The sequence below is a fragment of the Pseudomonas baetica genome (genome assembly GCF_019733355.1).
GTDB classification, from domain to species: Bacteria; Pseudomonadota; Gammaproteobacteria; order Pseudomonadales; family Pseudomonadaceae; genus Aquipseudomonas; species Aquipseudomonas baetica_A.
On the sequence record NZ_JAIHLQ010000007.1, the window covers coordinates 97,458 to 122,807 of the forward strand.

The 25,350-nt window shown below is 59.9% G+C and carries 18 protein-coding genes; 7 read left to right on the top strand and 11 right to left on the bottom strand.

Annotated features, from left to right (window positions below; all coding sequences use genetic code 11):
* Positions 1-278 precede the first annotated feature (278 nt).
* Entirely contained in the window at positions 279-2,114 is a 1,836-nt protein-coding gene (locus K5E40_RS08985; RefSeq protein WP_221730407.1) for a sigma-54-dependent Fis family transcriptional regulator, read from the top strand.
* Positions 2,115-2,243: 129 nt separating this feature from the next.
* On the opposite strand, the gene cysS is transcribed toward K5E40_RS08985, so the two are convergent.
* Both cysS and K5E40_RS08995 read right to left on the bottom strand, forming a co-directional pair.
* Complete coding sequence (cysS, locus tag K5E40_RS08990) at positions 2,244-3,626, bottom strand: cysteine--tRNA ligase (protein WP_221730408.1); 1,383 nt, start codon at positions 3,624-3,626, stop codon at positions 2,244-2,246.
* Between the two features lie 22 nt (positions 3,627-3,648).
* Entirely contained in the window at positions 3,649-5,349 is a 1,701-nt protein-coding gene (locus K5E40_RS08995; RefSeq protein WP_221730409.1) for a glutamine--tRNA ligase/YqeY domain fusion protein, read from the bottom strand.
* A gap of 250 nt (positions 5,350-5,599) precedes the next feature.
* Here K5E40_RS08995 and K5E40_RS09000 point away from each other — a divergent pair, with 250 nt between their 5' ends.
* Both K5E40_RS09000 and lpxH read left to right on the top strand, forming a co-directional pair.
* A complete protein-coding gene (locus K5E40_RS09000) occupies positions 5,600-6,106 on the top strand; it encodes a peptidylprolyl isomerase (RefSeq protein WP_221730410.1) in 507 nt (168 codons plus the stop codon).
* Positions 6,103-6,855 carry a UDP-2,3-diacylglucosamine diphosphatase gene (gene lpxH, locus K5E40_RS09005; RefSeq protein WP_221730411.1) on the top strand — a complete coding sequence of 251 codons (753 nt, stop codon included), beginning with the start codon at positions 6,103-6,105 and terminating at the stop codon, positions 6,853-6,855. Before K5E40_RS09000 ends, lpxH begins: the two co-directional genes overlap by 4 nt.
* Before the next feature lie 126 nt (positions 6,856-6,981).
* On the opposite strand, the gene K5E40_RS09010 is transcribed toward lpxH, so the two are convergent.
* The 8 genes from K5E40_RS09010 to K5E40_RS09045 all read right to left on the bottom strand — a co-directional run bounded on the left by K5E40_RS09010 (position 6,982) and on the right by K5E40_RS09045 (position 19,648).
* Entirely contained in the window at positions 6,982-8,511 is a 1,530-nt protein-coding gene (locus K5E40_RS09010) for a DHA2 family efflux MFS transporter permease subunit (protein ID WP_221730412.1), read from the bottom strand.
* Between the two features lie 143 nt (positions 8,512-8,654).
* A complete protein-coding gene (locus K5E40_RS09015; RefSeq protein WP_221730413.1) occupies positions 8,655-9,857 on the bottom strand; it encodes an efflux RND transporter periplasmic adaptor subunit in 1,203 nt (400 codons plus the stop codon).
* Positions 9,858-9,872: 15 nt separating this feature from the next.
* A complete protein-coding gene (locus tag K5E40_RS09020) occupies positions 9,873-11,342 on the bottom strand; it encodes an efflux transporter outer membrane subunit (RefSeq protein WP_221730414.1) in 1,470 nt (489 codons plus the stop codon).
* Positions 11,332-11,814, bottom strand: a complete 483-nt coding sequence (locus K5E40_RS09025) for a MarR family winged helix-turn-helix transcriptional regulator (RefSeq protein ID WP_221730415.1) — start codon at positions 11,812-11,814, stop codon at positions 11,332-11,334. Before K5E40_RS09025 ends, K5E40_RS09020 begins: the two co-directional genes overlap by 11 nt.
* A 277-nt stretch (positions 11,815-12,091) precedes the next feature.
* Complete coding sequence (locus K5E40_RS09030; RefSeq protein ID WP_221730416.1) at positions 12,092-13,414, bottom strand: HdeD family acid-resistance protein; 1,323 nt, start codon at positions 13,412-13,414, stop codon at positions 12,092-12,094.
* 118 nt (positions 13,415-13,532) lie between these two features.
* Entirely contained in the window at positions 13,533-17,207 is a 3,675-nt protein-coding gene (locus K5E40_RS09035; protein WP_221730417.1) for a translocation/assembly module TamB domain-containing protein, read from the bottom strand.
* Complete coding sequence (locus K5E40_RS09040; RefSeq protein ID WP_221730418.1) at positions 17,204-18,931, bottom strand: autotransporter assembly complex family protein; 1,728 nt, start codon at positions 18,929-18,931, stop codon at positions 17,204-17,206. The genes K5E40_RS09035 and K5E40_RS09040 overlap by 4 nt, the downstream gene beginning before the upstream one ends.
* A gap of 66 nt (positions 18,932-18,997) precedes the next feature.
* Positions 18,998-19,648: an N-acetyltransferase gene (locus K5E40_RS09045; RefSeq protein WP_221730419.1), complete on the bottom strand. Its 651-nt coding sequence runs from the start codon at positions 19,646-19,648 to the stop codon at positions 18,998-19,000.
* A 245-nt stretch (positions 19,649-19,893) separates the two neighbouring features.
* On the opposite strand from K5E40_RS09045, the gene xthA reads away from it, so the two are divergent.
* Positions 19,894-20,706 carry an exodeoxyribonuclease III gene (gene xthA, locus K5E40_RS09050; RefSeq protein ID WP_221730420.1) on the top strand — a complete coding sequence of 271 codons (813 nt, stop codon included), beginning with the start codon at positions 19,894-19,896 and terminating at the stop codon, positions 20,704-20,706.
* 189 nt (positions 20,707-20,895) lie between these two features.
* Positions 20,896-22,230 (top strand): substrate-binding domain-containing protein, encoded by a 1,335-nt coding sequence (locus K5E40_RS09055; protein ID WP_221730421.1) that lies wholly within the window; start codon positions 20,896-20,898, stop codon positions 22,228-22,230.
* 131 nt (positions 22,231-22,361) lie between these two features.
* Here K5E40_RS09055 and K5E40_RS09060 read toward each other — a convergent pair whose 3' ends face one another.
* On the bottom strand, positions 22,362-23,591 hold the full coding sequence (locus K5E40_RS09060) for an acyl-CoA dehydrogenase (RefSeq protein WP_221730422.1): 1,230 nt from the start codon (positions 23,589-23,591) through the stop codon (positions 22,362-22,364).
* 172 nt (positions 23,592-23,763) lie between these two features.
* On the opposite strand from K5E40_RS09060, the gene K5E40_RS09065 reads away from it, so the two are divergent.
* Together K5E40_RS09065 and K5E40_RS09070 are read left to right on the top strand one after the other, a co-directional pair.
* Positions 23,764-24,693: a LysR family transcriptional regulator gene (locus K5E40_RS09065; RefSeq protein WP_221730423.1), complete on the top strand. Its 930-nt coding sequence runs from the start codon at positions 23,764-23,766 to the stop codon at positions 24,691-24,693.
* A gap of 177 nt (positions 24,694-24,870) precedes the next feature.
* Complete coding sequence (locus tag K5E40_RS09070) at positions 24,871-25,272, top strand: MerR family DNA-binding transcriptional regulator (protein ID WP_003223708.1); 402 nt, start codon at positions 24,871-24,873, stop codon at positions 25,270-25,272.
* The last annotated feature ends 78 nt before the right edge of the window (positions 25,273-25,350 follow it).

A 25,350-nucleotide genomic window follows, 5' to 3' on the forward strand; every position in this document is an offset into this window, starting at 1 on the left:
TTGCTGAACACATTTGAACAGTTGCGCGATTGACAATGAACAATAGTGAACAACACTCTATGGATGCTTTTTGCCCGATCTCATGACCGCTGAAGATCCAAATGTGGGAGCGGGCTTGCTCCGGGCGGCGATCCGACGAATGCGGTGTGTCATTCAACTGATTCATTGACTGATCCACCGCATTCGCGAGCAAGCCCGCTCCCACAGTTGATCTGTGTTGTGTTCAAGAGATGGGTTCATAACAACAATAAAAATCGCTGCATCAGAGGCTGACTGCCATGGCCGCACCTGCCCCGCCGCTGTCCCACGACGCGATCATCCAGAGTTCCTGGCAACGCTGCCGCGCGTTCGGTCTCGATCATCAAAGTACTCCAGCCTTCGATCAGCTCCCCGCCGCCGGCATTGCGCACCTGCTCGACAGTCAGCACTCGCTGGTGCAGACCACCCATCAGGAAGTGTTGCCCTACTACGAGAACATCCTGAGCAATTCCAATTGCCTGATCATGCTCGCCGACAACCAGGGCCAGGTGCTGACGTCGTGGGGCACGCAACGGTTTATCGCGCCGAATCTGGCCCGGGGCTTTCAGGCCGGGGCGAGCTGGATGGAACGCTGCAGCGGCACCAACGCAATCGGTACGGCGCTGGCCTGCGAGCAAGCGGTACACATCGAACACGATGAACATTTTCTGAAAGCCAACCGCTTCATGACCGGTTCCGCTGCGCCGATTTTCGACGCTGAGCGCAAGGTGATCGCGGTGCTTGATGTGTCCAGCGACAGCTATCTGCCGCCATCACACACCTTGGGCATGGTCAAAATGATGAGCCAGACCGTGGAAAACCGGCTGATCCTCAACCTGTTCCACGGCCAGCACTTTCAACTGACCTTCAACACCGGGTTGAACAACCTCGACAGTCAGTGGGCAGGCTTGTTGATTTTCGATGAGAGCGGTCAGGTACTGTCGGCCAATCGCCGGGCCGACAATCTATTGGGTGTGCGCTTGTCGCGGGTCAGCGTTGAGAGCCTGTTCAAGGTGTCGCTGCTTGAGTTGATCAATCAGCCGGACGGCTTGCCGTTTGCCTTGCAGACCTGCGGGAGTAACCGTTTTCAGTGTTTGTTGAAGCGGCCGAAACAGGCGCCCATTGAGGCGCGAGTGTTTACGTCTGACCCCAAAGCCGCCGCGCCAACCGCGATCAGCCTCAACACACTCCACTTCGGCGACAGTCGCGTGGAAAAAGCCGTGCGCCAGGCCGAGCGTTTGCTGGAAAAAGACATCCCGCTGCTGATCCACGGCGAAACCGGCGTTGGCAAAGAGGTGTTCGTCAAAGCCTTGCACCAGGCCAGCTCCCGCAGCAAACAGGCATTCATCGCCGTCAACTGCGCGGCGATCCCCGCCGAACTGGTCGAATCGGAATTGTTCGGCTACGAGAAAGGCGCATTCACCGGCGCCAACCAGAAAGGCAGCATCGGCCTGATCCGCAAGGCTGACAAAGGCACGCTGTTCCTCGATGAAATCGGCGACATGCCGTTGCCGACCCAAGCGCGGTTGCTGCGGGTGTTGCAGGAGCGCTGCGTGCAACCGGTGGGCAGCAGTGAGTTGTTCCCGGTGGATCTGCGGATCATCTCGGCGACCAACCGCTCGCTACGGGAGCAGGTGCAACTGGGGCGGTTTCGCGAGGATTTGTATTACCGCATCGGCGGGCTGACCCTGGAATTGCCGCCATTGAGAGAGCGCAGTGACAAAGAGGCGTTATTCAAACGACTGTGGGAACAGCATCGTGAACCGACGCAATGGGCGGGGCTGAGCCGCGAAGTGTTGGAACTGTTCGATAAGCATCCGTGGCCAGGCAATCTGCGTCAGGTCAGCAGCGTGATGCAGGTGGCGCTGGCCATGGCTGAAGAGCAACCCGTGCGGCCGGAGCATTTGCCGGATGATTTTTTTGTCGATCTGGAAATGGAGCCGGTTGAACGCGCGCAGCCGCTGGGGCTGGATTTGAATGATGTTGAAGCGTTGAACCGGGAGTTGAAGGCGGCTGGGGGGAATATTTCGCACTTGGCGCGGCGGCTGGGTGTGAGCCGCAATACCCTTTACAAGCGGTTGCGTCAGGCTGAATGACAAGATGTCTGGGCGGTTCTGATCGCTGGCAAGCCTGCGATGATTTCAGCCCTGTCCCTGTAGATTCCTGAGATAACCCAAAAACAAAAACCCGCACAAGGCGGGTTTTGTTTTTAGCGGATCAGCCAATCAGTCAGCCAAACGCCAGGTCGTGCCACCCTTGCCGTCTTCCAGCACCACGCCCATGGCGGTGAGCTGGTCGCGGATGCGGTCGGATTCAGCCCAGTCCTTGCCCGCCCGTGCCGCCAGACGCGCAGCAATCAGCGCGTCGACTTCAGCCGCATCAACTCGCCCTTCGGCGCCCGCCTGCAAGAAGTCATCGGCTTCCAATTGCAACACGCCCAGCACGCTGGCCAGCTCTTTCAGACGCGCCGCCAGACCGGCCGCTGCATTGAGATCGCTCTCACGCAGACGGTTGATCTCGCGAACCATCTCGAACAGCACCGCGCAGGCTTCCGGCGTGCCGAAGTCGTCGTTCATCACGGTGGTGAAACGTTCGACGAACGCTTCGCCGCCGGCCGGTGCCACGTTCGGCAGGCCTTTCAACGCGTGGTAGAAACGCTCGAGTGCACCTTTGGCGTCCTTGAGGTTGTCTTCCGAGTAGTTGATCGCGCTGCGGTAGTGGCTCGACACCAGCAAGTAACGCACGACTTCCGGGTGGTACTTTTCCAGCACGTCGCGAATGGTGAAGAAGTTGTTCAACGACTTGGACATCTTCTCGCCATTGATGCGAATCATGCCGCAATGCATCCACGCGTTGGCGTAGGTCTTGCCGGTGGCCGCTTCGCTCTGGGCGATTTCGTTTTCGTGGTGCGGGAACTCAAGGTCGCTGCCGCCGCCATGAATGTCGAAAGTCTCGCCGAGGCAGCAGGTGGACATCACCGAGCATTCGATGTGCCAGCCCGGACGCCCGGCGCCCCACGGCGATTCCCAGCTTGGCTCGCCCGGCTTGGTGGCTTTCCACAGTACGAAGTCCAACGGATCCTGCTTGGCTTCGTCGACTTCGATCCGCGCGCCGATGCGCAGGTCTTCGATCTTCTTGCGCGACAGTTTGCCGTAGCCCATGAACTTGGCGACGCGGTAGTACACGTCGCCATTGCCCGGGGCGTAGGCGTAACCCTTGTCGATCAGCGTCTGGATCATGCTCAGCATGCCCGGAATATGGTCGGTGGCACGCGGTTCCATGTCCGGCTTGAGGATGTTGAGGCGCGCCTCGTCCTCGTGCATCGCCGTGATCATGCGCTCGGTCAGTGCGTCGTACGGCTCGCCGTTTTCGCGGGCGCGATTGATGATCTTGTCTTCAATATCGGTGATGTTGCGCACGTAGGTCAGGTTGTAACCGCTGAACCGCAACCAGCGGGTCACCAGGTCGAACGCGACCATGCTGCGGCCGTGGCCAATGTGGCAGTAGTCGTACACGGTCATCCCGCAGACGTACATGCGCACATTATTGCCATCGAGCGGCTTGAAGACTTCTTTGCTCTTGGTGAGCGTGTTGTAAATCGTCAGCACTTTTAATTTCCTTGACGCTAAATCACTGGCCCCACGAATCACGCAGGGTCACGGTACGGTTGAATACCGGCTGACCTGGTTTCGAGTCCTTGATATCCGCAACGAAGTAGCCTTCGCGCTCGAACTGGAAACGGTCTTCCGGCTGTGCATTGCCAAGCGATGGCTCAGCACGACAACCGGTCAGCACTTGCAGTGAGTCAGGGTTGATGTTGTCGAGGAAACTGGCGCTGTCTTCGGCCTTCTCCGGGTTCGGAGAACGGAACAGGCGATCGTACAGACGCACTTCGCACTCGATGCTGGCGGCAGCCGGCACCCAGTGGATCACGCCTTTGACCTTGCGGCCTTCAGGGTTCTTGCCGAGGGTGTCCGGGTCGTACGAGCAACGCAGTTCGACGATGTTGCCGTCGGCGTCCTTGATCGCTTCGTCGGCACGGATCACGTAGCTGCCGCGCAGACGTACTTCGCCGTTCGGCTCCAGGCGCTTGTAGCCCTTTGGCGGTTCTTCCATGAAGTCATCGCGGTCGATGTAGATTTCACGGGCGAACGGCAGCTTGCGCACGCCAAGTTCTTCTTTCTGCGGATGACGCGGCAGTTCGAGGTTCTCGACCTGGTCTTGCGGGTAGTTAGTGATCACGACTTTCAACGGACGCAGCACGCACATGGCGCGCGGGGCGTTCGCGTCCAGGTCCTGGCGGATGCTGAATTCGAGCATGCCGAAGTCGACCACGCCGTCGGAGCGATTGGTGCCGATCATGTCGCAGAAGTTGCGGATCGACGCCGGCGTGTAGCCACGGCGGCGGAAACCCGACAGCGTGGACATGCGCGGATCGTCCCAGCCATTGACGTGCTTTTCATCGACCAGTTGCTTGAGCTTGCGCTTGCTGGTGATGGTGTAGTTGAGGTTCAGACGGCTGAACTCGTACTGACGCGGTTGCGCCGGCACTGGCAGTGCGTCGAGGAACCACTCGTACAGCGGACGATGGCTTTCGAACTCCAGGGTGCAGATCGAGTGAGTGATGCCTTCGATGGCGTCCGACTGACCGTGGGTGAAGTCGTAGTTCGGGTAGATGCACCACTTGTCACCGGTCTGGTGGTGATGCGCGTGACGGATGCGATACATGATCGGGTCACGCAGGTTCATGTTCGGCGAGGCCATGTCGATCTTGGCGCGCAGTACGCGGGCGCCGTCCGGGAACTCACCGGCGCGCATGCGGGCGAACCAGTCGAGGTTTTCTTCAACCGAACGGTCACGGAACGGGCTGTTCTTGCCCGGCTCGGTCAGGCTGCCACGGTATTCCTTGGCCTGCTCAGGGGTCAGGTCGTCGACGTAAGCCTTGCCGGCCTTGATCAGCTCCACCGCCCAGTCGTGCAACTGGTCGAAATACTGCGAGGCGTAGCGCACTTCGCCGGACCATTCGAAGCCCAGCCATTTGACGTCGCTTTCGATCGCGTCGATGTATTCCTGATCTTCCTTGGCCGGGTTGGTGTCGTCGAAACGCAGGTGCGTGACGCCGCCGAACTCCTGGGCCAGGCCGAAGTTCACGCAGATCGACTTGGCGTGGCCGATGTGCAGGTAGCCGTTGGGCTCAGGCGGGAAACGGGTGACGATCTGGGTGTGCTTGCCCGAGTCCAGGTCTGCCTGGATGATCGGCCGCAGGAAATTGACCGGCACGGCAGGGCCGGACTTGGCATTCGAGGTAGGGTCGACAGTGGGCTTGCTCATAGGATCCTTGACTTACATGTGCGCGGCCGCAGAGAGGGGCCAGACAAAACAAAGCCGCTATCATAGCCGATGCTGTCAAGGGGCTGACAGAGCAGGCCTTATAAAGGCGTGCATTTAATCGCCGGGATTTGAAAAACAGCCTCGAAATTCGCGCCTGTCACGCTAAACTGCGCACCTTGGCCGACGCTGGCTGAACCGGTTGCGGGGCGCAATGTCCCAAAACCACGAATTCCTATCAAGAGTAGCGATCATGACTCAAGTCAAACTGACAACAAACCATGGCGACATCGTCATCGAACTGAACGCTGAAAAGGCGCCGATCACCGTCGCCAACTTCATCGAGTACGTTAACGCCGGTCACTACGAAAACACCGTTTTCCACCGTGTCATCGGTAACTTCATGATCCAGGGCGGCGGTTTCGAGCCAGGCATGAAAGAAAAGAAAGACAAGCGTCCAAGCATCCAGAACGAAGCCGACAACGGTCTTTCCAACGACAAATACACCGTTGCCATGGCGCGCACCATGGAGCCGCATTCGGCTTCCGCGCAGTTCTTCATCAACGTGGCCGACAACACCTTCCTGAACCACAGTGGCAAGAACGTTCAGGGCTGGGGCTACGCCGTGTTCGGCAAAGTGACCGCCGGTACTGAAGTTGTCGACAAGATCAAAGGTGTTTCGACCACTTCCAAGGCCGGCCACCAAGACGTACCAGCAGACGACGTGATCATCGAGAAAGCCGAGATCATCGAAGCGTGATACTGCTGATTTCAGACTTGCATCTGGAAGAGGAGCGCCCGGACATTACCCGGGCGTTTCTGAATTTGCTCGCCGGACGCGCCCGCTCGGCGAGTGCGTTGTACATTCTGGGCGACTTCTTCGAGGCGTGGATTGGCGACGATGCCATGACGCCCTTCCAGCGTTCCATCTGCCTGGCCCTGCGCGAATTGAGCGACAGCGGCACGGCCATATTTGTGATGCACGGCAATCGCGACTTCCTGCTCGGCAAGGCCTTCTGCAAACAGGCCGGCTGCACGTTGTTGAAGGACCCGAGTGTCGTGCCGTTTTACGGCGAGCCGGTGCTGTTGATGCACGGCGACAGCCTCTGCACCCGCGACGTCGGCTATATGAAGCTGCGTCGTTACCTGCGTAACCCGATCACCCTGTTCATCTTGCGCCACCTGCCGCTGAGCACCCGTCACAAACTGGCGCGCAAACTGCGCAGCGAAAGCCGGGCGCAGACGCGGATGAAGGCCAATGACATTGTCGATGTCACGCCGCAAGAGATTCCGCGGATCATGCAGGCGTTTGGCGTGAAGACCCTGATTCACGGGCACACCCATCGACCGGCGATTCACAAGCTGCAGCTGGGAGAGCAGGCGGCAAAGCGGATTGTGCTGGGGGACTGGGATCGTCAAGGTTGGGCGTTGCAGGTGGATGAGAACGGGTATGTGTTGGCGCCGTTTGATTTTGCGCCGCCGCCGGCACTGCCCGCTCCCACCCTCTAAACCACACACAAAACCCAATGTGGGAGCGGGCTTGCTCGCGAAGGCGGTGGTTCAGTCGACATCTCTACTGAATGACACACCGCTTTCGCGAGCAAGCCCGCTCCCACATTTTTGACCGCGTTTAACTTAGTGACCGCTGGCTGCTGGGCCTGCTTTGGCAGCAAACGGCGGCTTCGCCAGCCACACAATCAGAATCAACCCCATAAACCCCCACCCGAGCAGCGTGAAGTAATCCACGGTGGAGAGCATGTACGCCTGACTGGTCAACACATGATCGAGTTGCGCATACGCCGGATTGCTCGCCCCGCCCAACTGATTCAACGCCTCCCGCGTCGCGGGCTCATAGGTGCTGATGCTTTCACTCATGTACGCATGGTGCTGATCGGCCCGGCGAATCCAGATCCAGGTGGTCAGCGACGCCGCGAAGCTACCGCCCAACGTCCGCAAGAATGTCGCAAGGCCCGCGCCGTCGGCGATCTGGCTCGGCGGCAAGTCCGACATCAGAATGCTCAGGGTCGGCATGAAGAACAGCGCCACGCCAATCCCCATGAACAGTTGCACCAGAGCGATGTGCTGGAAATCCACCTCGTTGGTAAACCCGGCGCGCATGAAGCAGCTCAGGCCAATCGCCAGAAACGCCAGCCCGGCCAGTAAACGCAGGTCGAATTTGTGTGCGTACTTGCCGACAAACGGCGACAGCAGCACCGGCAGAATCCCGATCGGCGCCACGGCCAGGCCGGCCCAGGTCGCGGTGTAGCCCATCTGGGTTTGCAGCCATTGCGGCAGGATCAGGTTGATGCCGAAGAACCCGGCGTAACCCAGCACCAGCACCAGCGTGCCGATGCGGAAGTTGCGGTACGCGAACAGGCGCAGATTGACCACCGGATGCTGGTCGGTCATTTCCCAGATGATGAACACCGCCAGCGCGATCACTGAAATCGCCGCGCCGATGATGATGAAGTTCGACTCGAACCAGTCCAGGTCATTGCCCTTGTCGAGGATCACCTGCAACGCCCCCACGCCAATGATCAGCGAGATCAGCCCGACGTAGTCCATCGGTTGACGGCTGGTTTCCACCGGGCGCTTGGCCAATTGCGAGCGCACGACCATCACCGCAAAGATCCCGATCGGCACGTTGATGAAGAAGATCCACGGCCAACTGTAACTGTCGGTGATCCAGCCACCGAGAATGGGGCCTGCTATCGGTGCAACCACCGTGACCATCGCCAAGAGTGCCAATGCCATGCCTCGCCTCGCGGGCGGATACACGGCGATCAACAGGGTTTGCGTCATCGGATACAGTGGCCCGGCAACAAGTCCCTGCAACACGCGAAAACCGATCAGCTCGGGCATCGACGTAGAAATACCGCAGAGAAACGAGGCCAGCACAAACAGAATGGTGGCCCATAGAAACAGCTTCACCTCGCCGAAACGCCGGCTCAACCATCCGGTCAGCGGCAGCGCAATGGCGTTGCTCACGGCAAACGAGGTGATCACCCAAGTGCCCTGCTCCGAACTCACCCCCAGGTTGCCGGAAATCGTCGGCAACGCCACGTTGGCGATGGTGGTGTCGAGCACTTGCATGAAAGTCGCCAGCGACAGGCCGATGGTGCTGAGCAACAGGCTGGGCGGCGTAAAAGAGGCGTTATTGCTCATCGCGAATCCTTTGGAACCTGAATAGCGTTGCCCCCGCCCTTGTGGGAGCGGGCGTGCTCGCGAAGGCGGCCTGTCAGACAAATCAATGTTGAATGACACACCGCTTTCGCGAGCACGCCCGCTCCCACAGGGTCAGTGGTGAATCAGCGTTGCGCGGTTTTGCTGACCGCAGCGCTGTTGTCGTGGATCAGTTGCGCGATCATTGCGTCGGCTTCGGCCAGTTGACGGTCGTAGACGTTGGTGCTGAAAGACGCTTTTTGCGGCGATTGTTGAGCCAGTACCGGGCCGCTCTGGTCATGCAGATTGACCTGGACAGTGGTCGACAGACCGACGCGCAGCGGGTGCTTGGCCAGCTCTTCGGCGTTGATGTGAATGCGTACCGGCACACGCTGAACAATCTTGATCCAGTTACCGGTGGCGTTCTGCGCAGGCAACAGGGCAAACGCGCTACCGGTGCCAGCACCGAGGCTGTCGACGGTGCCGCTGTATTTCACATCGCTGCCGTAGATGTCGGATTCGATATCCACTGGCTGACCGATGCGCATGTCGCTCAGTTGGGTTTCCTTGAAGTTGGCGTCGATCCACAGTTGATCCAGTGGAATCACCGCCATCAGCGCGGTGCCCGGTTGCACGCGTTGGCCGAGTTGCACGGTGCGCTTGGCAACGTAACCTGTGACCGGCGCGATCAACGTGCTGCGGGCGTTGGTCAGGTAGGCCTGACGCAGCTGCGCGGCAGCGGCCATTACGTCTGGGTGCGACGACACCACGGTGTCATCGACCAGCGCGCTGGAGGTTTTCAGTTGCTGTTTGGCATTGGCCAAGGCGTTTTGCGCCGAGGTCAGATCGTCGCGGGCGTGGGACAGTTCTTCTTTGGAAATCGCCCCGCCAGCGGCGAGATTTTTCCGGCGATTGTAGTTGTCCTGAGCCTTTTGCACTTCGGCCTGTTGCGCGTTGACCTGGGCTTTCATGCCGTCGACGTTGCTGTACAAGCCGCGCACCTGACGCACGGTGCGGGCCAGATTGGCCTGGGCACTTTGCAGGCCGACTTCGGCGTCGTTCGGGTCGAAGTTGATCAGCACCTGGCCTTCGTGGACCAGGTCGCCATCATCGGCGCCGATGCTGACCACGGTGCCGGTGACCAGCGGCGTGATTTCAACGACGTTGCCGTTGACGTAGGCGTCGTCGGTACTTTCGTTAAAGCGCCCGATGAATTCGTGATACGCCCAGACGCCGCCACAGGCGACAAGGACGATAACAGCCAGCACCAGCAGCATGACTTTGCGCTTGCGTGGATTGCCGGTGTCCGGGGTGTTGTCTTGAGCTTGGGTGTTTTGGGCAGTGGCCATGACAAATACCTTGAATTAGTTGTGCGGCGTGGCTGGGGTGGCGTTGGCTGCGGTCAGGGTTTCACCCTGGAAGCCGCCGCCCAGCGCTTGCATCAGTTGAATCGACAGGTCGATCTGCTCGGCATTGAGGTTGGCCAACTGACGTTGGGCCTGGAGCAATTGCTGCTCGATACTGAGCACGTCCAGGTAGTTGCCGATGCCGGAACCGTAACGCTGGACCACCGTGTTGTAAGAGTCCCGGGCAATGTCGGTGGCGTGTTGCTGCGCACCGATCTGCCGGCCGATGTCACGCAACTGGTTGATCGTGTCGCTGACATCGCCCAGTGCTTTCACCAGACTTTTGTTGTACTGCGCCACCGCCAGGTCGTAATCGGCGTCACGCGCATCAAGGTTGGCGCGCAGTCGCCCGCCATCGAAGATCGGCACCGAGACAGTCGGCGCAATGCTGAAGAAGCGACTGGCCGAACCGAACATCGCATCACCCAACAGGGATTCGGCACCGGCCGAGGCCGTCAGGTTGAGGTTGGGATAGAACTGGGTTTTCGCCGAATCGATGTCTTTGCTCGCCGCTTCTACACGCCAACGCGCAGCGACCAGATCCGGGCGACGACCGAGCAGTTCCGCCGGCAGCACAGACGGCACAGCCACGGCGCTCGCTTGCAGGACTTTCGGGCGAGCGATTTCATTGCCGCGATCCGGGCCTTTGCCGAGCAAAACCGCCAAAGTGATTTTCGCGCTGTTCAGGCGTTTTTCCGCATCGATCAGGCTGGCTTCGGAACTGGCTTCCAGGCTTTGGGTTTGCTGGAACTGGTATTGGCTATCGATCCCGGAACTCAGACGACGCTGGCTCAGGTCAAGCATTTGTTGAGTGCGCTTGAGGTCTTCGCTGGCCAGGTCATAGACGATGTGTGCCTGACCGAGATCGCTGTAGGCCCGAGCCACGTCGGCGGCGAGGGTCAACTGCGCAGCCTGACGGTCGACTTCGGCGGCGCGGGCCTGACCGAGGGCAGCTTCCCAGGCGTCACGCTGACCGCCCCACAAATCGAAGTTGTAATTGAAGCCAGCGCTGATGTTGCGCACGGTGGCGTAGGCATCGCCCTGCCCCCGCGGATCCTGATCCTTGGCCAGGCGCGAACGGCTGATGCCGGCGCTGGCGTCGAGGGTCGGATAGCGCGCGGCATCGGCGGCATACGCGGCGGCGCTGGCCTGATGGGCGCGGGCTTCGGCGATCTGCATGTCTGGGCTATCGTGCAGCGCTTCGCGGATCAGGCCATCGAGTTGCGGATCACCGAGGCTGGTCCACCAGTCGCTTTTCGGCCACGCGGCCGGCGACAGGGTTACGCCGTTGAGGGATTGGCCAGCCTTGAGGCTTTTCGCATCGAGGCTTTGGCCTTGGGTGTCGAGGCCACTGTAGTTGGCGCAACCGGCGAGGATCATCGCCGACAACACCAGCGTCAGGCTGCTGCGCAAGGTTTTACCGCTCATTGTGTTCACCTAACCGCTGGAGGGTGATCGGGTCACCGGCTGCCAGCAGGATTTTCTTGAGGATGTATTCCAGGGTCTTCAACTCGTCCGGAGTGACGGCGCCCGCCAGTTCATTCATCGCATTGGCGCCGATGTGCGGCAGACGATCGGCCAGTTGCTGGCCTTGTTCGGTCAGCTTGAGTTGCACCTGACGGCGATCGCCTTCGCTGCGCTGGCGAGCGAGAAAGCCTTTCTGCTCCAGACGATCGAGCATGCGCGTCATCGAACCGCTGTCCAGCGACAGATGCCGGCAGAGTTCGGCCGGGGTGTCGACGCCGAACTGGGCCATGATGATCAACACCTTGAACTGCGCGGCGGTGATGCCGTGGGGTTCCATGTGGGTGTCGATGATCCGGTCCTTGAGCAGCGCAGCACGGCCAAGCAACAGGCCGAGGTGGCAGTGTTTGAATTCGTCCGGGGTGAAATGCTTCATGTGCTCACCTAATAACTGCCTAGGCAGTGAATGTATGTCGAGATGTTACTGCCTAGGCAGCGAATGTCAACGTAATAGTTAGGTTGCTTTGTAATTAGTTGACCAGCGGACTTAGCTTTTTGCGATGAACACACTGACGCCTTCGCGAGCAAACTCGCGCCCACAGAGGATTTCGCGTCGAACGCAGATCCAGTGTCGGAGCGGGCTTGCTCGCGAAGGCAGCGACTCGGTTTAAGAAATGAAAGCGATCCAGAAATCCGGCTTATAGAGAGGCCGATCAGGACTCGTCGGAAGGATGGGCAGGCGCTGGCGGTTGCACCGGATGCACCTCGCGCCCCCGCAAGGCCGTCACCGCATAACCACAAGCACGCTTGGTCACCGCGTAAATGCTGTGCCAGCCCGGTGGCGCCGGCTCGATGGCCGCATGCAATGCCCGCGCATAATCGAGCACCAGCCCGGGGGTCCAGGCCATCACCTCGGCGCGCTTGCGCACTTGAGCCGCCACCCAGAACTCGGGACTGATGATGACTCGGACAAAGTCGAGCATGCTTGAATGCCCCCGATTCATCGCCCCTTCAAGGGCCGCTTCAAGGCTGTGGGCGACGGCACTGGAGCAATTACGGCTGGTGAGGTTGTAAGTGCCGTTCTGGCGATATTGCGCCCAGAACGCATTCAGCCGGCGGGCATCGTAGTGGGCAAAACTGACCTGAACCGAAGACGGACACCAGTCAGCCACTTCACCCGCATAGTCCGGCAGAAACCTGCCGGCGACATCATTGTTCGGCGTCGCCCGCAGCAAGCGCACGAAATCCCCCGCTGAACGATCAATGTCGTCCTGCGGGTAATGACTGATGTAGATATCCGGGCCACATTCCAATGCCGCGTGGCCGGCGGAGATCACGCCGTTGATGTCGACCGCCGCGATATAGCGGTTGAGCAGCCGGTTGCGCACCAGGGTGTCATCAACGGTGCCGCTGGGTGTCCAGACGTGGATCACCAGCGCGGCGCTGCATGCCGGCGCACTGACCGAAGCAGGGCTGACCGGCGACTGCCAGTTTTTAAAGCGCAACGCCTGCCGCAAGAGCGCGCAGCCTGAGAGAAAAACGCTCATGCCAATGCAGAACGGCACCGTGCCCTTATAGAGCGTCGGATACGGTTCAAGGATGAACAGCCCAAAGCCGATTTCGAACAACCCCGTCAGCAGGGACACTTGCCAACCGACAAAGCGCACCACCAACGCCGCTGCCAGTCGAAAGCCCCCGTCGAGCAAAAACGCCACACCAAACAGCACCGCCAGAATCAGGCCGGCGGCGTGTTGTCTGTCGACGATCAGCAACCCCAACACCAGAAACGCCAAACCTCGCGCCTTGCGCAGAGCGGCGGCAGTCCCGGTTCGAGGTGCCGGTACAAACAGAATGATCAGGGCTTCGAGCAACAACAGATAGCCGAAGAGATGCAACGGGAAATACAGAACGCCGTCCAGCGCATCAATGAAGATGGCCACACCGGCCGCCCCCCAGACAATGCCCGTCAGCGCCAGCGCAGACCAACGCTTGCGGACAAAATCGCTACCGAGCAAGACCCTACTCAAGCGAACCATATGCACCCCTGTTATCTTCGGGCAGCCTTATACCGCAAAGCGTTCGAGTTGCGGTGAGTCTAATTCATTCTGGAAAAGCCGGATCGCAGTGTCGCGACCCGGCTATGGGCAACGCGACCTAGAAATCGCGCTTGTAGAAGATATCCAGCGAACTCGCGACGCCACTGGCCGCCTCGATATAAACCTTCTTGCTCAGCTTGTAGCGCAAGGCAATGGTGCTGGCCGGTTCAAACACGCCAACGCCGTAGCGCAAACTGAGCTTCTCGGAGATGTTGCCGCTGGCAACCACACTGGTGGTGGTGCCGCTGCCCTGGGTGTCGAGCTGGAAGTCCTGAATCCCCAAATCCTTGGCCAGGCTGCTGGTCACTCCGGAACTGCCCATCAAGCCAAGGCCCAACGCCGCTTGCGCGAGCATGTTGTTGTCCTCACCGCTGGTGCTCAGCGGACGCCCCAGGACCAGATAGGACAGCGCCTGCTCCTGGCTCATCGCCGGTTCCGAGAAGATCTGCGTGGTCGGTTGCTCAGCACTGCCGCTCAGGCGAATACCGGCGATCACGTCGTCAGTCTGGCGAATCGCTTCGATGTCCAGATACGGCTGATCGATGGGACCTGCAAACAACAGACGCGCACGCCGCACCGTCAGCCGCTGCCCGTAGGCGCGGTATCTGCCGTCGTTGAGCCACAACTCGCCACGCGTGTCCATGTTGTCGCCGATGTGCACACGCCCTTTCAGGTTGGCCGTGAGGCCGAACCCGGCAAAGCTGAGTCTGTCGTCACCGACCACCACGTCGATGTCCATTTTCATGGCCATCGGCGGTTTACCCTCTTCGGTCTGCGCGCCGACAATGATCGTGTCATCGGAGACTTTTACCGTCGATGGCGGCAATTCACGCACGGTGATTTCGCCCTTGGGCACCAGCACCTTGCCGGCAATCTTCAGCTCGTCGCCCGCCATGGAAATCTTCAGGTCCGGCGCCACTTCGAGCTTGGCGTACGGTTCGACGTTGACGGGTAACTGCGTGCCCTTGAGCGCCAGATCGACCATGAGTGCCTGACCCCAGGCAACGTTGCCATTGAGACTGCCCTGCCCGGTCTTGCCGCTTTTCCAGCCGCCGTCGAGGCGTATGGATTCCCCGGCGATGATCGCTTGCAGTTGCAGATCCTTGAGTTCCATCGGCAACTCGGCACCGGACACTTCGCCTTCACTGAGCTTTGCCGTGCCGTTGACCAGCGGCGCCAGCAGCCCACCGGATATCGTGCCGCTGCCGTTGAGATGGCCGGTGAGTTTCTCGACCATCGGTACAAACGGCCGCGCCACCGACAGATCCAGCCCGGTGAGGCGGAAGGTACCGCTCAGGGGTTTGTTCTTCGGCAAGGGATTGAGCTGCGCCTGCACACTCAATTCACCGAGTTTGCCGCCGACGAAGTTGAGGTCGGTGTCGATGCGCTTCGGCGTGAGTTTGCTGGTGAGCTTGAGGGTCTGGTAGGGGAAATCCAGCCACTGATCCTTTTCACGCACGCGCAAGGTGCCGCCGCTGGCATCGACGCTGATCACACCGTTCGGGCCGCTGGCCGGCAGGTCCAGTTTTAGATCGGCGTTGAGCTTGCCCTGCCACGCGAAGTCCTTGGGCAACCACTGCGCCAGGCTTTCAATCGGGAACTGCTTGAGGTGGTAGCGCAGCTTCGGATCGGGCATCAGCCGTTGATCCTCACCGCACAGGCTGGCGCTGCCGGACACCCAGCAATGCGCGCCGAAGTTGATTTTGCCGTCGGCCAATCGTTCCAGCCTGGCTGGGGTTTGCAGCTTCCAATCCTGGCCACCGGCCTGAATGTCACCGCTGGCCAGGCGTCCACGCCAGTTGCCCTTGTCCAGATTGCCGTCCAGGCCCAAGGCCAGTTTCAGCTTCGGTCCGAGCAGGTCGAGGCTGAGTTTCTGGTTCTTGATGTCGCCCTGAGCGCTGGCGGTCAACACGCCCAGATTGGTATCGCCGGCCTGAATGCCGCTGCCCTTCAGATCGATTTTCGCCCGCTGTGCACTGTCGAGCGTGGCGTCGAGGTTGAGGCTTTGCAGGCGATTGTCCTGGAAGGCCAGTTGCGAACCTTGCAGGCCGAGTTTGCCTTGCGGCGCTTTCAAGGTGCCGGCGACGTTGACCTGACCGTTGACCTGCCCGCGCAATTGCGGCCAGAGCTGGGCCAAGCGCGTCAGCTTGATGTCGATCTGCCCGGTGAGTTTCTCTTGCAGGCTGCCCTTGCCGTTGATGCTGTTGTCGCCGAGACGGATTTGCAGGGCATTGAGGTTCCACTGTTCGCCAGCACCGTCAGCCTTGGCTTGCAGCACGGCCGGCTGGCCACGCAGTTTGCCTTTGAGATCGAGGTCGGCGGTCAGGCTCAGGCGGTCATTCTTCAACTCGCCTTTGCTTTTCAGCGGCCCTGCCAAGGTGCCTGGCAGTTCCGCGACCCAGTACGCCGGGTTCAACGCCGACAGGTCTAGCGCGGTGTCCCAGGCGATGCCATCGGCGAACTGCACGTTGACATGCCCTTCGGCCTTGCCCTGCCCGGCTTCCATTTTGAATTGCGGGAGGGCGATCTGTTTGAGGCTGCCGCTGAACGGACTGCTCAGGCTGAACGCCCCCGCCGGGCCATCCAGCGCGGCGGCGAAGTTACCGATGTATTGACCGTCGGTGTAGGAGACTTCGCCATTGAAGGTGCGCAAAGCGACTTCTGGCTCGTCGATCACCGGATAAAGCCGATGCCACGGAAAGTCCTGCCAATTGATGTTGGCCTGAGCGGTGATGCCTTTGCTCCAGTCAACACTGCCGGTCAGCTTGAGGCTTTGCTTGTCATTGGCGCTCAGGTCCAGGCCGGCGATTTGCGCGCCGCTGGCGTCGACCTTGCCTTTGAGTAACAGCGCCACCGGACCTTGCTCAGCAGGCAGCTTCGCGTGACCGAGCAACTGGTAACCGTTTTTCAGGTCGCCTTCACCGGTCAGCAGCAATTGATTGAGTTGCAAAGTGTCTGGCAGGTCGGCGCTCGGTTTGAACGCCTCGCTGGTGATGCGCACTTTGGCCGGGAGATTATCTGCCAGCGGTTGCAGCTCACCACTCAACTGGCCATCAAGATAGCCATGGCTGTCGGCGTGCAGGTTGAGGGTCTTGAGCAAATCGCCGTCGATCTTCAGGGCCAGTGTCCAGGGATCGCTACCCGGCGAAGGCAACGTCAGATCACCGGCGATGTTCAGCGGCCAGTCGGCATTCGGCTGCAACAGGCCCGACAGGTTCAGGCTGAGGTCGTCGCGCTGCAATTTCACGCTGTCGATCTGCAGGCCCTTGGCCGTCCAGTGCGCCGCCAGTTTCAGGCCTTTGAGTTGCTCGCTGCCGTTGAACAGCAAACTGCCAACCTCGACGTCGCCCAACTCGATAGCCACCGGCAATTGCAGATCCGGCAGTTTGATCGGGCCGCTTTCGGTGGTCTCTTCGCTCGGCGGGAATTGAAGGATGACCTGATCAGCCTTGAGCTGTTCGATGCACAACGTCATGCGTGTCAGGCACAGCGGTGACCAGGCGAAGATCGGCTTGTCCAGCTCGACACGACTGCTGTCCTGCTGCCACACCAGATGGTCGGCGCTCCATTGTCCGCCGAGGCGACCCTGGAAATTTTCCACGCTCAAGCCCGGCACCCGACTCAGCGCCCAACGGCTGCCAGCCTGCGTACCCAGCACCGCAGCGATGCTCAAGAGAATCAACGACACCAGCGCCAACAGGGCCAGCGCCGTTATTTTCAAACCACGCTTCACAGCTCAGGCCCCATGGAAAAGTGCAGCCGGAAGCCGCCATCGTCGTCCAGCGCGCGGGCCAGGTCGAGGCGGATCGGCCCCACCGGTGAAACCCAGCGCACACCGATGCCAACCCCGGTCTTGAGGTTCGGCAGTTCGAGTTTGTTGAAAGAGTTGCCCTGATCGACGAACGTCGCGACTCGCCATTTTTCGGCGACCGAATATTGATACTCCACGCTACCGGCGACCATGTAGCGGCCACCGATGCGGTCGCCCTTGGAGTTTTCCGGCGACAGGCTCTGGTAGTCGTAACCGCGCACACTCTGATCACCACCGGCAAAGAATCGCAGCGACGGTGGCACCGAGTTATAGCCATTGGTGGCGCTGCCGCCGACCTGCACGCGACCAAGGAAGCGGTGCTTATCGAACACCGTGGTCAAGCCTTTGACCAACGCGGTGCCATACAGAAGATTGTTGTCGGAGCCGACGCCCTCCTTCGCCACTTTGCTTTCAAAGGCCAGGCGATAACCGTTGTGCGGGTCGATGCGGTTGTCGCTTTTGAGGTACGAATAGCTGATGCCAGGCATAAGCAAGGTACTCAGGCCGGAGTCATCACCGAGTTCGTATTCTTCGCGCTGCCATTTCAGCGAGATCACCCGTTGCCAGCCGCTGGGCAACTTGCTGTGCCATTCCGGGCCGAAGGTCAAAAGCTTGCTCGACGTGTCGGAGCCATCAATGTCTTCGAACTGATAACCGCCGGCCCAACGCAGTTTGTCGGTCAGCGGCGGGTCGAGTGGAATGTCATAGAACAGCCCGACGTTTTGCCGTGGCGCCGACAATTCGGCTTCCCAGCCATAGCTGTCGCCCTTCGGATTGACCCAGTGGCGCGTCCAGTTGGCCTTGATTCGCGGCCCGACGTCGGTGGAGTAACCGAGGCCCAGGCCCATGGTGCGCGGCTTGCGGGTGTCGAGTTTGACCTCCACCGGGATCACGTTGTTTTTCGCAGCAGTCGGTGCGGCATCCACGCGCACGCCTTCAAAATAGCCACTTGATTGCAGATTGCGGTTCAATTCGGCGATCAACTCGGAATCGTACGATTCACCTTCCTTGAACGGCACCATGCGTTGCAGCAGGTCTTCGTCGAACGGCGTGTCGCCCTCGAAACTGACGTTGCCCAGTGCATAACGCGGGCCGCTTTCGTAGATCAATTCGACGTCGGCAATCCCGGCACGAGGATCCACCAAGAGTTTTTGACGGGTGAAGCGGCCACTGAAAAAACCGAAGCGCGAGGCCTGATTCTGGATCAGCCGTTTGGCGTCTTCGTAACGGCCATGATTGAGTACCGCGCCGGGCTTGAGCACGTCGCTTTTCGGCACACGAAAGGATTTGAGAGAGGCCGCGGGGCCGTCGATGCGAAGGGTGACGTTGCGCAGGCGAATCGGCTCACCGGGATCGATGTTCAGCACCAGGCGCGGTTTTGCCCCGCCCTTGACGTCACTTTCAATCTGCGGCTGGTAATAACCCAATGCCTGAGCGGCCTTGCGCGCCTGCTCTTCGGCGCCGCGACTGAAGCGCTGCAAGGCTTCTTCGTCACGGTCGCCCAAGCCGCCGATATACCCTTCGATATTGGCTTTGAGTTCGTCGTTGGACGGTTTGATCCGCACGTCCAATTCACTTTGCGCCAGCGCCGCGCAGCTGGTTAACAGCACGAGCACGCCACTGGTAAATCTTCCTGGAAACTTCATAGGCGCGGATGCTATCACGGGCTTGGGAGCGTGATAGAACAGGAAATTTCCCAAGAAGTTCGATTGTTATGCTGTTGCAGTTTGTAACAGCTGCGGATTGGCGTGAAAAAAAACGTGTTCGCGCACCGGACCTACGGCAACTTCGCCAATCTCCTGATAACCCTGACGTTTATAGAAGTCCAGGTAACGCGGATTGCCGGTGTCGAGCACCACGCCTTGGGACGTTTCGTCCACCGCGCACCAGTTGTGCACAGCCGTCAGCAATTGTTCGCCGAAGTGTTTGCCCTGGAACTGCGGATGAACCCCCAGCAGCGGCAGCATGTGTACCGAATCGCCGGGCACGCACGCGGACACGGCATCGTGATACTCCAGATAGCGCCGAGTGCAACGCAAACCGGTGCTGAGCACCATCCGCAGGCGCCACGCCCAGCTGTCGGTGATGCCCAAGCGACGTTGCGGCGGCGCGATCAGGGCGATGCCGATCAAGCGGTCGTTAACCAACAGGCCAATGGCCGGCAGATCCTGCAGGAAGTGTTGCTTGACCAATTCACGCACCGTCGCCCGCACGCGTTGCTCGTAGCCGGGGCGCTCGGCTTCGAACAGGTAACCGAAAGTCGGCTCGTGGCGGTAGGCCTGATACAGCAGTGATCGGGCTTCACGCGAATAGCCGCGGTCGAGCATATGAATGTCGGCGATGGCGGTCTGGGTTTCAGGCATGACGTGGATTCTCCCCGGGGCACGGCTCAAATGGCTGCGCTCTTGTTGGTACGAACCTTTTGGTGTTGGCACGGTTCCCCTCAGGTATAGACCAACTCGGGATCTTCATCGATTTTGCCGGCCTGCTCGCGAAGAGGCCCTCCCAGGCAATACAAATCCCACAGGCCAAAATGATTTCTCCCACCCCACACTGGCCCCCATCCCACATGTCAGCTAGCATCGCCCTTTTGCCAGGACTGCCGACCATGAAGATTGTTTCCTTCAACATCAACGGACTGCGCGCCCGTCCGCATCAGCTGGCAGCGCTGATCGAAAAACATCAGCCGGACGTGATCGGCCTGCAGGAAACCAAAGTCCACGACGACCAGTTCCCGCTCGAGGAAGTACGCGCCCTCGGGTACCACGTCTATTACCATGGCCAGAAAGGCCATTACGGCGTGGCCATGCTCTCGCGCCAGGAACCGATTGCCATCCATAAAGGTTTCGCCACCGATGAAGAAGACGCACAGCGCCGTTTCATCTGGGGCACCTTCGCCGACGCCAACGGCGTGCCGGTGACGATCATGAACGGCTACTTTCCTCAGGGTGAAAGCCGCGACCATCCCACCAAGTTCCCGGCCAAGCAGCGTTTTTACAACGATCTGCAAGCACTGCTGGAAAGCCAGTTCAACAACGAACAGCCGCTGGTGGTGATGGGCGATGTGAACATTTCCCCAGAAGATTGCGACATCGGCATCGGCCCGGACAACATGAAGCGCTGGCTGAAAACCGGCAAATGCAGCTTTCTGCCGGAAGAGCGCGAGTGGATGGCGCGTCTGAAAAACTGGGGCCTGACCGACAGCTATCGCCACCTGAACCCGGACGTGACCGACATGTTCAGCTGGTTCGACTACCGCAGCCGTGGTTTTGAAGACGAGCCCAAGCGTGGCCTGCGCATTGACGTGATCCTGGCCTCCAACGGTCTGCTGCCACGGGTGAAAGCGGCGGGCGTGGACTATGAACTGCGCGGTATGGAAAAACCGTCGGATCATGCGCCGATCTGGCTTGAATTGAGCTGATTCAGGACATCACACATTCCCCTGTGGGAGCGGGCTTGCTCGCGAAATCGGTGTGTCAGTTGACGAAAATGTCGCTGATACGCCGCCATCCGCGAGCACGCCCGCGCCCACGCTGACGCGCTGTAATCTTTTGGTCATGCGACTGACTTAATCTCCCGGGCAATCCCCTTGGCTTGATTCGGTGCCGGCATGATCCTGCGTGTTCTGTTCGTTTTTCTATTGAGTGCAGGGCTGACGGTCTCTGCCGCTGCCCTGCCGATACCCGAAAACGGCCCGGCGTTGCGCATTCAAGGCTCCAACACCATCGGCGCTGAACTCGGCCCGGCGCTGGTCGAAGGTCTTTTGCAGGAACAAGGCCTGCTGAAAATCCACCGCGAGCCCCCGGATACCGCCAACGAACAACGCATCGTCGGCCTGACCGCCCAAGGTAAACGCGTCGTGGTGGAAGTCGCCGCCCACGGTTCCAGCACCGGTTTCACCGCGCTGGGAAACGCCAGCGCCGATCTGGCGGCCTCCTCCCGAGAGATCAAGGACAGCGAGTTGCTCAGCCTGCAATCGCTGGGCGATCTGAAAAGTCCCGCTGCCGAGCAAGTCATTGCCATCGATGGTGTGGCGATCATCCTTCACCCCGACAACCCGCTGCAGCAACTGGACACCGAGCAACTGGCGCGCATCTTCAGTGGCGAGGTGAAAACCTGGAAAGACCTCGGCGGTCGTGGCGGCCCGATTCATTTATATGCGCGGGATGATCAGTCCGGCACGTACGACACGTTTAAGGAACTGGTCCTCAGCCCTCGCGGGAAAAGTCTGAACAGTTCGGCGAAAAGGTTCGAATCCAGCGAGCAGTTGTCCGACGCCGTGAGCAGCGACCCGCAAGGCATTGGCTTCATTGGCCTGCCGTATGTGCGCCAGGCAAAAGCCGTGGCAATCGCTGATGGCGCTTCGCAATCGATGCTGGCGCTTAACAATCTGATTGCCACCGAAGACTATCCGCTGTCTCGACGGCTGTTCTTCTATCTGCCGCCAGACAGCAAAAACCTGTGGGCGACAGCGTTGGTGGCATTTGCACAAAGCCCTCAGGGCCAGACGATTGTCGCCGCCAACGGCTTTATCAGTCAGACCGTACGTGCGATGAGCGTCACCCCCAATTCACTGATGCCCGAGGGTTATCAATCCCTCAGCCGCCACGCCCAACGTCTGACCGTGAACTTCCGTTTTGAAGAAGGCAGCGCCAGCCTGGATAACAAGGCGCGGCAAGATCTGGCGCGGGTGCTCGACTATATAAAGGGTCACGACAAGACCGATCGCGCGGTAACACTGGTGGGGTTTGGTGATGCCAAGGATGACCCGGCGCGCGCGGATCTGCTGTCGAAATTGCGGGCGATGGCGGTGCGGCGCGAACTGGTCAAGAACGGCGTGGTGTTGCGTGAAGTTCGCGGCTTTGGCGCGCTGATGCCGGTGGCGACTAACAGTGCCGATGAGGGGCGGATCAAGAATCGGCGGGTGGAGGTTTGGGTGTATTGAGTGTTCATTGGCACCTGCATTGACGCCTTCGCGAGCAGGCTTGCTCCCACATTGGATCGCATTTCTTCCGGTTGAATGCGGTTGAATGTGGGAGCGAGCTTGCTCGCGAAGAACGATAACGCGGTGCTGGATCAGCGCTCGCTGCGCAGCATTTCCTTCGGCACATATTTGCCGATCTCGAACTTGCCGATCGCCGCGCGGTGCACTTCGTCCGGGCCGTCAGCCAGGCGCAGGGTGCGTTGCATGGCATACATGTAGGCCAGCGGGAAATCGTTCGACACCCCGGCCCCGCCGTGGATCTGAATCGCTCGGTCAATCACGCGCAATGCCACGTTCGGCGCGACGACTTTGATCTGCGCGATCTCGCTCTTGGCGACTTTGTTGCCGACGGTGTCCATCATGTACGCCGCTTTCAACGTCAGCAAACGGGCCATGTCGATTTCCATTCGCGAGTCGGCGATTTTGTCGATATTACCGCCCAGGCGTGCCAATGGTTTGCCAAATGCCGTGCGGTTCACCGAGCGTTTGCACATCAACTCCAACGCCCGTTCAGCCATGCCGATCGACCGCATGCAGTGGTGAATCCGGCCGGGGCCAAGTCGGCCCTGAGCAATTTCGAAGCCGCGTCCCTCACCGAGCAGGACGTTTTCGTACGGCACGCGCACGTTGTCGAACAACACTTCGGCGTGTCCGTGCGGTGCATCGTCGTAGCCAAACACCGGCAGCGGACGGACGATTTTCACACCGGGGGTATCGACCGGCACGAGGATCATCGAGTGCTGGGCGTGGCGCGGCGCGTCGGGATTGCTCAGGCCCATGAAGATCAGGATTTTGCAGCGCGGGTCGCAGGCGCCGGAGGTCCACCACTTCTTGCCGTTGATCACCCACTCGTCACCATCACGCACAGCACGGGCGGCCATGTTGGTGGCGTCGGACGAGGCAACGTCCGGCTCGGTCATGGCGAACGCCGAGCGGATCTCGCCGCGCAGCAGCGGTTCGAGCCAGCGCTGCTTCTGTTCTTCGTTGGCGTAGCGCACCAGCACTTCCATGTTGCCGGTGTCCGGCGCCGAGCAGTTGAACGGCTCTGGCCCCAGCAAGGAGCGGCCCATGATTTCCGCCAACGGTGCGTATTCGAGGTTGGTCAGGCCGGCGCCGAGTTCCGACTCGGGCAGAAACAGGTTCCACAGTCCTTCAGACTTGGCCTTGGCTTTGAGCTCTTCCATGATCGCGGTCGGCTGCCAGCGGTCGCCCTCGGCAACCTGGCGCTCAAACACGGCTTCGGCCGGGTAAACGTAAGTGTCCATGAACGCGGTCACGCGCTCACGCAGTTCTTGCACCTTGGGCGAATAAGCGAAATCCATGGGCAGTACCTTCTTTTTGGAGAGGTTGTTCAGGTCATGCAATCGATGCTAGAACAGCGTTGATAATTTACCTAGCCTATTCTCGGCGTGTATAAACATTCATCACCGATATATGATCCAGTGATCGTCAGCCCCTAAAACACCTGCCCTTAAAAACAAGAGAAGCCGCGTTATGAATCTGAGCAAGGTCGACCTCAACCTTTTCATCGTCTTTGACGCGATCTACACCGAAGCCAACCTGACCCGCGCCGGGCAGATTGTCGGCATCACTCAGCCAGCGGTGTCCAACGCATTGGCGCGGTTGCGCGAGACCTTCAACGACCCACTCTTCGTGCGCACGGCCCAAGGCATGGTGCCGACGCCGATGGCGCAGAACATCATCGGCCCGGTGCGCAACGCGCTGTCGCTGTTGCGAGTGTCGGTTCAGGAAAGCCGTATTTTCAATCCGGCGCAAGCGGCCAAGACCTACCGCATCAGCATGACCGACCTCACTGAAGCGGTGATTCTGCCGCCGCTGTTCCAGCGTCTGCGCCGACTGGCACCGACGGTGATCATCGAAAGCTTTCTGTCCAAACGCCGGGAAACCACTAAGGAACTGGCGGCCGGGCGGCTGGATTTTGCCGTCGACGCGCCACTCAACACCGACCCGCAGGTGCGCCACGTCAAACTGATGGAAGACCGTTACGTCTGTGCGATGCGCAAGGGGCATCCGATGGCGGGCAAGGAAAAACTCAGCCTCGATGACTATCTCTCGCTGACCCACATCCATATTTCCAGCCGTCGCAGCGGCTTGGGTTATGTCGATCTGGCCTTGGGCAAAATGGGCATCCAGCGCAAGATCGCCCTGCGCTCCCAGCATTACCTGATGGCGTCCCAAGTGATGCAGCAGACCGACATGGTCATGACCGTGCCGGAGCGTTTCGCCCGTCGGCACGAACTGCATTCGTTCAATTTGCCGGTCAACGATGTACCGCCGGTCGAGACACACCTTTACTGGCACGAAAGCACCGATCAGGACCCGGCCAACCGCTGGATGCGCGAACAGATGATCGAGTTGTGCCAGCAGGTGACGGCGTATGAGAAGAAGCTCGATAAGGTGTAGGAAGTTTTACCGCGGCGCTGCCATCGCGAGCAGGCTCGCTCCCACACGGGATCGCATTTCCATGTGGGAGCGAGCCTGCTCGCGAAGAGACCAGCAAACACAGCGCAAATTTTGAGCCTTGACGTAAACGTCAACCTGCCATTAGCTTAGCGCCAAGACCTTTTTTCGAGCGCTTTGATGAGCAGCCAGACCTACAGCATTTCCGACCTCGCCCGCGAGCTGGACATCACCACGCGGGCGATCCGCTTTTATGAAGAGCAAGGCCTGCTCAGCCCCGAGCGTCGTGGCCAGGAACGCATCTATTCACCACGCGACAAAGTCAGTCTGAAGCTGATCCTGCGCGGCAAGCGCATCGGTTTCTCGCTGGCCGAATGTCGCGAATTGATTGAGCTCTACGACCCGTCCAGCGGTAACACCAAACAGCTCAACAGCATGTTGGCGAAGATCAGCGAACGCCGCGAACAGCTAGAGCAGCAGTTGCTCGACATCGAACAGATGAAGCTGGAACTCGATACCGCCGAAGAGCGTTGCGTGCAGGCGCTGGAGCAGACGCTCAAGAGCCAGCAGATCGCGCAGTAATTGAGCACAACATTTCCCCGGTGGGAGCGGGCTTGTTCGCGAATGCGGTGTATCAGATAGCAATTTGTCGCCTGACAC